Source organism: Prevotella sp. AM42-24 (genome assembly GCF_003461825.1).
Taxonomy (GTDB): domain Bacteria; phylum Bacteroidota; class Bacteroidia; order Bacteroidales; family Bacteroidaceae; genus Prevotella; species Prevotella hominis.
Genome location: NZ_QTXV01000097.1, coordinates 1 through 7,626, shown reverse-complemented (window position 1 = coordinate 7,626; position 7,626 = coordinate 1). Strand labels below are relative to the sequence as shown.

The window sequence follows — 7,626 nt, the reverse complement described above, 5'->3', positions numbered from 1 at the left end:
AAATTAAAAGGGGTGCGTCACAGACTTATGACACACCCCCTATTACAATTCTCGGTTACGGAGATTATTTCTTAGAGTGGGCTATCTTTCCTGCTTCTACTGGCTTGTCAGTGGTGATGAAGTCTACCTTCATATCCACCAACTTCTTGATGATGGAATCATCGTCGGGCGTCCAACTGTTTACCTTCAAACCCAGTTCGTGAGACTCCTCTATCCATTCCGGGTGCTTGAAGAGGAGCTTGTAATTGTAGTCGATGCCTTGATAACCCAACTTCTTCACTTCGTCTGGGGTATAACTGCCTCCTACGTAGTAGATGGTGGCATCTGCATCCAACTGGCGAACCAAGGTACAGACGGCAGGACTGAAGGAAATGTATTCCACCTGCTTCTGCATTCCCATCTGACGAACCATAGCCACCGTCTTGATAGTTAGGCGGTCTTCGTCTCGTTGCAGAGGCTGCTTCTTGATTTCTAAGATGAGTTGCATCTCAGGGTGCTTCTTCAGCTCGGTGAGATATTGTTCCAAGGTTGGCACCTCCTCGCCGTTGGATAGGAGCTGTTTCTTCAGGTCTTCATACTTGGAGTCGGCAATCACGAGTTTGTTGATCTTTGGGTCGTGGTTCACGATGATGATGCTGTCGGCAGTGATATGCACGTCGCATTCCGAACCATAGACCTTAGCTTCGGCAGCTTTCCTCAGTGAAGTCAGGGAGTTTTGGGCAGAACCAACTGTATTCCAGAATCCCCGATGTGCCACGATTTGTGTCTTCACTTTTGGTGTGGTGATGTTGACCGTTTGCTCATATCGTTCGCCAAAGTGGTTGGTGAAGATGACCTTGATGCTCTTTGCCTTGATTGATGGCGTTGCTTTGAAGAGATGACCTGTCACGGTCAATCCCTGTTTGTAACCTTTGCTTTTGGCATAAGCTTCGTCCACGTCCGCAAATTGCTGCATCTCACCCTTAGGTTTGCCATCTTCTTCCCATTCCACTTTGCAGGTTGGGTCCCAATCCCAAATGTTTGCCACGATGTTTTGTGGTTGGCTGTGGAATTGTCCCTTGCCATATATGCGCATCTGATAAGAGAGGGGATGCCCCGTGGATTTGTAGTGCCACTTTATGTTTTCGCCATCAATGTCTAACACCATGTAGCCGTTGGGCGCACCGCATCGGTTCACTTGGCTCTTCCACCATGCGCCACAGGCTGCACCGATGTTGTGCTCGAAGAGATTCTCATCCATCAGGTTGTTCTGGAAATAGTGGGTATGTCCTGCCATCACATGGGCACGATAGCCCTTCAGAATTTCGGCAAGATCGTCTGCCTGTCTCACGTTGCCCTCGTTCTCAATCTTGTTCCAGGCGGCAGCGTGCATGTTTAGTATCACGATGGAGCCTTTAGGGACGAAACTGAGGTCCTGACGCAACCAATCCAAGTCGGCTCCAGTGATGGCCTCCTGGTATTTGCGATGTCCCACATAATTGATGTTCTTGAGCGTCACAACATGTACCTTGCCTATGTTGTATGAATAGTTAGTTGGTCCGAAGTATCGGTGATAATATTGCTCGGCATAGACAGGTGTGCCTAACGGCATGTTGTGCAAATCTTGGTAGCGTTTGTCGAAGTCATGGTTGCCGATGCATTGGAAGGTGGTCATATTGATGCCATCGAATGAGGCGGCATATTCACCATACAGGTCCATATTGTCAAAGACGAGGTCGCCCAAGGTGTTTGCCACCACTTCTCTTTGGCGGCTGATGGAATCCACAAAAGTCTTCATGTCCTGGATGGTCTCGCTCTTCCATCGATCCATGTCATGCTGGGTTTTTACCTGTGGGTCGGAGATGGAGATGTAGAAGAATTGGTTGACCGGCTTCTTTCTCTTCTCGATGGTGAAATCGTGCTTGTTGGCATTGCGTGTCAATTCATCCACACGAACATAAAATCCCTTGGCGATGTTCTTTTCTTGTGGGAGCACATAGGCTGCTGGGGTGGAGATGCTGACAAACTTGCAGCAGTTGGTGTCGGTAGGCAAGGACCAGTCGCCATTGGCATTGGTCTTGACGAATCGGATGCCGTTGTTTACCACTACGTTAGCCACGCCATTGCCCTTGGCATCCTTCACTCTTCCCGAGAAAACGAAGGAGGAAGAAACCTGTGCCAAGGTATTGATACACATCGCTCCCATGAAGGCGAGCGACACCAAACGTTCCATTTGTTTCATATAGCCTGATTTCCTTTCTTGAGTTTAAGCGTTGACGAGATGGATATGGTTGAAGAAGGTTACTGCCTCTTCTCCTGTCTTGGTGTCGCTTGCCGCCTCTTCTAAGGCTGCCGTGTCGTTCTCCAGACAGATGATGTTGGCGCAATCCAACACATGGGTCATGATTTTCACCGCCTCGTCACGGTTCATGGTGTGTGCTTTCAGTCTCTTCTTGACATATTTGTTGACACGCTCCACTGCCTTGAACACGGCTGGCTTGCGAAACTCGGTGCCAGAGGAGGACAAACCTACCTCCACATCGTATGTATGGGTATAGTTGCAAAGGAAGGTGTTCCATTTCTTGGTGATTTCTCCACCTAAGAAATGCTCTTCCTCAAAAGCTGGTTTCACATTGGGAATCTCTCCACCATATACCTCAAGGGTGAAGTCTCGGGCATCTTGTGCATACACAGCGAAGGCAGACATCATCATCATTGCCGTCGCAATCATCTTTTTTACATTCATCTTATGTTCCTTTCTTTTATAAAATCGTTTTTTGTCTAAGGTTTGCCCTTTGTTTAAAGGACAGCCCTCTTTTGCCAGATCAGTTTGGTTTGGAAGTCATCTCCACCCATCGACTCCACCGCCTTCAGATAGTTCTCTCGGTTCATGCGTTGCAAGATGGCTGGATATTTGAAACGGTATGGCATGTGGGCATTGGCATCCACGCCTGGACCTTTTGGCACGTCGGGATAACCTGTGCGGTTGTATTCAAACCATTGCTGGAAATCGGTGAAGAAGAGTGCGTAGAACTTCTGTTCCATGATTCTTTTCAGGGTTCCATCGTAGGCAGCTTTCTCGTTGTCAAAATAGTTGGCTGGCACTTCTGCGCCCCACTGTGTGATGGCTGCTGTTACGGCTTGCTCATAGAGAGATTTGGCATCGCCCTCGATGATGCCTCGTTGTGCCAACTCAGCCTTAATGAAGAGCACCTCAGCATAGGTGAGGCATTGGATGTCTTGGGGGGCTGTTGCGAGGTTGGCGGCATTGGGAGCTGAGGCAGTGAAGGTAGGCTCCACGTCATATCCGCTAGGCAGACCGATGTATGACTTCACGTCCTGTCCCGTGTCGGGATCCTTGTTGGTGGCAGTCTTGGCGAAGATGGGCAGACGTGGGTCACTCCATTCCTTCAGACGGTTGATGAAGAACTCGGAGAGCGACTTGTAGGATGACAGGTCGGATGGGCGAGTCATCGGTGCTTCGTCTGGAGCGATGCCCGAGATGTGTACCTTGGCGTTGTCGTCATTGGAGTCGAACACTGGGTAGGTGGTTGGATCGCTCAATATCTTCTTGATATCTGTCTTTGCCAGGTCGCCCAGTTGTTCTGAGTCTATCACTCTGAGGAGGGCACGCAGACGGAGCGAGTTGGTGAACTTTTTCCATTTCAGGATGCCTTCTTGGTCGGATCCGCTGGTGCAATACATCTTGTCGCCATTGGTGTTGAAATGGAGTCCCTTTTTAGGTTCATAGAGCGAGTTGGCCTCTTCCAACTGGTTGTTGATATAGCGATAAACGTCAGCTTGAGTCTCAAACTTTGGATTATATAGCTTTTCCTCGCCACGGCATGATTCCTCTACAGGAATATCTCCAAAAGCATCTGTAGTGTTCTCGAATATCCAGCAGCGTAGGGTGGTGGCGATGGCTTGATAGTTGGGGTCGCCCACCTTCACGGCTTCATCGTAGATAGCTTTGGCATTGGTGTTCCATTTGTAATAGTTGGACCACACACCATCGCCCGCCGTATCGCTCACCTTAAACCATCCCACGCCACTGGTAGAATTGGTGGTGACGATGCATTGCATCAACTGAAATGTCCAGCTGTTGTAGCGGGTCCAGGTATAGGTACCCATGCCGTAGATGACAGGGTCTATGAAACTTCCGGCATTGGCTGAGTTCATTCGGGTTGGATCTACGTTGGTGTTGTCCATCGACTCACATGAGCCGGTCAGCAACAGGGTGGGTACAGCCAAGAGTACCCCTATCTTTTTGAATATCTTTTTCATCGAATCAATATTTATCTTTATTCTTATACATGTTTTAGAAATCTACCTTGAGGTTGATGCCATAAGAGCGAGTGGTAGGGAGAGTACCCACCTCAACGCCTGTTACGAATGAACTGCCGTCGAGTGAGGCAGTCTCAGGGTCGTACATCGGATAGTCGGTGATGCAGAGGAGGTTACGACCATATAAGCCCACGGTGGCATTGGAGATGAATGTGTTCTTGAGCCACTTTTTTGGCAAGTTATAGTCGATGCGCACCTCTCTCAGCTTGAGATAGCTGGTGTCGAAGGTGTTGGTCTCCACATTGCCGATGCGGTAATACTCCTTGTAGTATGCCTCTATGGTCACAATCTTCTGGTTAGGACTGTAGGTGCCGTCGCCATTGTCCACTACACCCGGTGCGATGCAATAGACACCTGCCACTGGGGTTATCTTCTGTGCCTTGAAGAGTGCCTGGATGTCTGGGTTGTCGATGTCGAGATAGAGGCTGGTGCCAGGCTTTCTTCCGTTGAGGGTTTCCTTGATGTGACCTTGTTCACTCATTTTGTGGTGTGACTGCGAGTAGGTCTTTCCACCTACCTTTCCATCCCATTGCATGGCAAACGACCAGTTCTTGTATTTCACGGATGTATTGAAGGCTCCTTCCCAATCAGGCAGGGCACACGCTACATATTCTATCTCTGATGGGCGAGCAGGCAAGCCTGTGGCATCGATGATGACCTCGCCCTGTGGATTGCGCTTCAACTTATATCCCCAGATGTCACCAGTGGTGCCACCTTTGGTGCCGATGATGCTCACGTTGCCACTGACATAGGAACCGAGAATCTGTCGCTCGTCTGCAAAGTCAGAGAGCGATTCGATCTTGTTCTTGTTGGTTGACCATGTGGCTGTCAAGTCCCATTGTAAGTCTCGGGTCTTGATAGGGGTGCCACGAAGTACCAGTTCCACGCCTCGGTTGCTTACGCAGCCAGAATTGATGGTTCCTTTGGTATATCCTGTGGTTGGGTCGAAAGGCGCATTCAATATCTGGTTCTTGGTGCGGTTGTAATAATAGGTCATGTCCAAACCCAATCTGCCGCCCAATACTCGGAAGTCGAAACCGCCCTCCCAGTTGCTTGACATCTCTGGCTTGAAGTCTGCGTTGTATAGGGTACTTGGCTTGACTAAGGCACCTGCAAAATCGCTCGTTGTATAGTAAGGAGATGTCTTGTATGGGTCGGTGTCGTTGCCCACCTGTGCCCAAGAGGCACGTACCTTCAAGAGATGAATCCATGATGGCAACTTGGCGATGCTGTTGACCACTGCGCTGAGGCTGACCGATGGATAGAAGAAGGAACGGTGTTGCTTTGGCAGTGTGGATGACCAATCGTTACGACCTGTCAGATCCAGGAAGAGCATGTCTTTATAGGCAAGGTTTGCCATGAAATAAAGAGAGTTGACACGCTTCTTGCGGATGGTGGTGTTGGCGAGTGGAGACGACACTCCATTGGCAAGGTTGTAGACACCCGGAGTGTTCAGACCTGTGACGGAGGCTGAGAGCAAGTCATAGTATGATTGCATCATGTTACCGCCTACAGAGGCATTGACATTGAATCCATTGTCGAAGCTGTTGTGATATGAAAGCAGGACATCAGAGTTGACCTCGTAGTCGAAGATGTTCTGCTTCTTGAAGAATCCTGTTGGATATACCTTGTCATCCCAAGGACGATGCTGCTCTTGTTGCTGTGCCGTAGCTTGCATACCGGAGCGCAACTGCAAGTCGAGGAAGCGGTTGATGGTGAAATTGGCAGAGATGTTGCCATTGAAGCTATGCTTTTTGGCAGGGTTGGTTGCCTCGTAGAGCAAAACGTGTGGGTTTGGCAGATAGCCAGAGAATGGGCGTATCTGCTTGATGTTCTCTTTCCCCTTGTACCACATCGGCTTAAACCAATCCAGGTTGAAGTTTGGATTCATGAAAATCAAGAAGTAGCTCAGAGAGTTGGAGTTATAGGTGAGCTGTGGTGTGTTCTTTACATCACGATAGGTATAACTCATGCGAGCATTGATTTTCACCCTCTTGGAAATCTGTTGTGAGCCTGCGAAGGCTGCCGTCAGTCGCTCGTAGCCAGAGTTGGGCAATATCCATTCGCTCTTGCTATGGGTGAGAGACAGGCGCATGTTGCCAGTGCCGTTGTTGCCAGTGAGGGCGATGGCATTGGTCATGGTGTGGCCAGTTTGGAACAGGTCGCTATGGTTGTTCTTGTAGGGTCTCCAAGGGGTCGCCTCGTCAGCACGTCCCTCATTCTCAGGACTATACTGGTAGAACATCTGTCCCTCAAAAGGAGCACCAAAGGCAGAGCTGGTACCGCTTGTACTTGCCAAACCGTCATCACCCTTGCCGTAAGAATAATATTGTTGTCCCTCCCAGGCAGTTCCTTTGGTCCCGATGTTCTTAGCCACACCTTGTCCAAACTCATATTGGTAGTCAGGGAAGTGAGCTGCACGTTCCCATGTGTTGTTGAAGCTATAGCTGATGCCCAGTCCCTTCTTGGCTTTCTTGCCCGACTTGGTGGTGACCATGATGACACCATTGGCAGCTCTGGCACCATAAAGTGCAGAGGCAGAGGCTCCTTTAAGTACCTGGATGCTCTCTATGTCATCTGGGTTTAGGTCGGAAAATCCATTACCGTAATCCACGGAACCCTCCGAGTTGCCACCAGCTCCGTAAGAACCACCAGGGTTGTTCATTGGGCTGGAGAGAGGCACACCGTCCACAACAATCAAGGCTCCGTTGCCATCCATGTTCATGGATACGTTGCCTCGCAGATTAATCTGGGTGGAAGATAGTGGGCCGCCTGCCGATACCACGTTCAAACCAGCAACTTGACCTTGCAAGGCTTGTGACCAGTTGGTTGGCATGGTAGCCGTAATGTCATCGCCGCTAACAGTCTGCGTAGAATAGCCCAAACTCTTCTCCTCACGCTTGATGCCCAAAGCTGTTACCACGACGTTATTGAGTTCAATTGGATCATCGCTGAACTTTGATTTAGCCTTCTTTTTCCCTTTGTCCGATTCTTGCTTCTGCATCGGTTTTTTGTCTGTCTGTGTAGACTGTGCAAACACACTCCCCGACATACAGCATAATGACATTGCCAAGAAGTACTGGTTGATACGTTGTCTTTTCATTTTTTATACCTTATTATTAAATATAGAAACTAATCCTTTTGTTTCCGATGCAAAGGTACGAGGATGATGTTACATGGGTATTGCAAAGGTTTGTGTTTTCCTTTTCAATGAGGTAAAGAAAATAATACAAGTGGTGTTAGGTATGATCCAAATAGTCACAAGAGGGTGTGTCATAAGTCTGTGACGCACCCCTTTTTATT

The 7,626-nt window shown here is 49.0% G+C and carries 4 protein-coding genes; all 4 read right to left on the bottom strand.

The window, feature by feature from the left end:
• Positions 1-64: 64 nt before the first annotated feature.
• The 4 genes from DW917_RS15760 to DW917_RS15745 are packed head-to-tail and all read right to left on the bottom strand — an operon-like array spanning position 65 to position 7,426.
• Positions 65-2,221, bottom strand: coding sequence for a calcineurin-like phosphoesterase C-terminal domain-containing protein (locus tag DW917_RS15760; protein WP_233524788.1), 2,157 nt, complete (start codon positions 2,219-2,221; stop codon positions 65-67).
• Positions 2,222-2,245: 24 nt separating this feature from the next.
• Positions 2,246-2,725 carry a hypothetical protein gene (locus DW917_RS15755; protein ID WP_118120251.1) on the bottom strand — a complete coding sequence of 160 codons (480 nt, stop codon included), beginning with the start codon at positions 2,723-2,725 and terminating at the stop codon, positions 2,246-2,248.
• Between the two features lie 53 nt (positions 2,726-2,778).
• Positions 2,779-4,263, bottom strand: a complete 1,485-nt coding sequence (locus tag DW917_RS15750; protein ID WP_118120249.1) for a SusD/RagB family nutrient-binding outer membrane lipoprotein — start codon at positions 4,261-4,263, stop codon at positions 2,779-2,781.
• A 34-nt stretch (positions 4,264-4,297) separates the two neighbouring features.
• Positions 4,298-7,426 carry a SusC/RagA family TonB-linked outer membrane protein gene (locus DW917_RS15745; protein ID WP_118120247.1) on the bottom strand — a complete coding sequence of 1,043 codons (3,129 nt, stop codon included), beginning with the start codon at positions 7,424-7,426 and terminating at the stop codon, positions 4,298-4,300.
• Positions 7,427-7,626 lie beyond the last annotated feature (200 nt).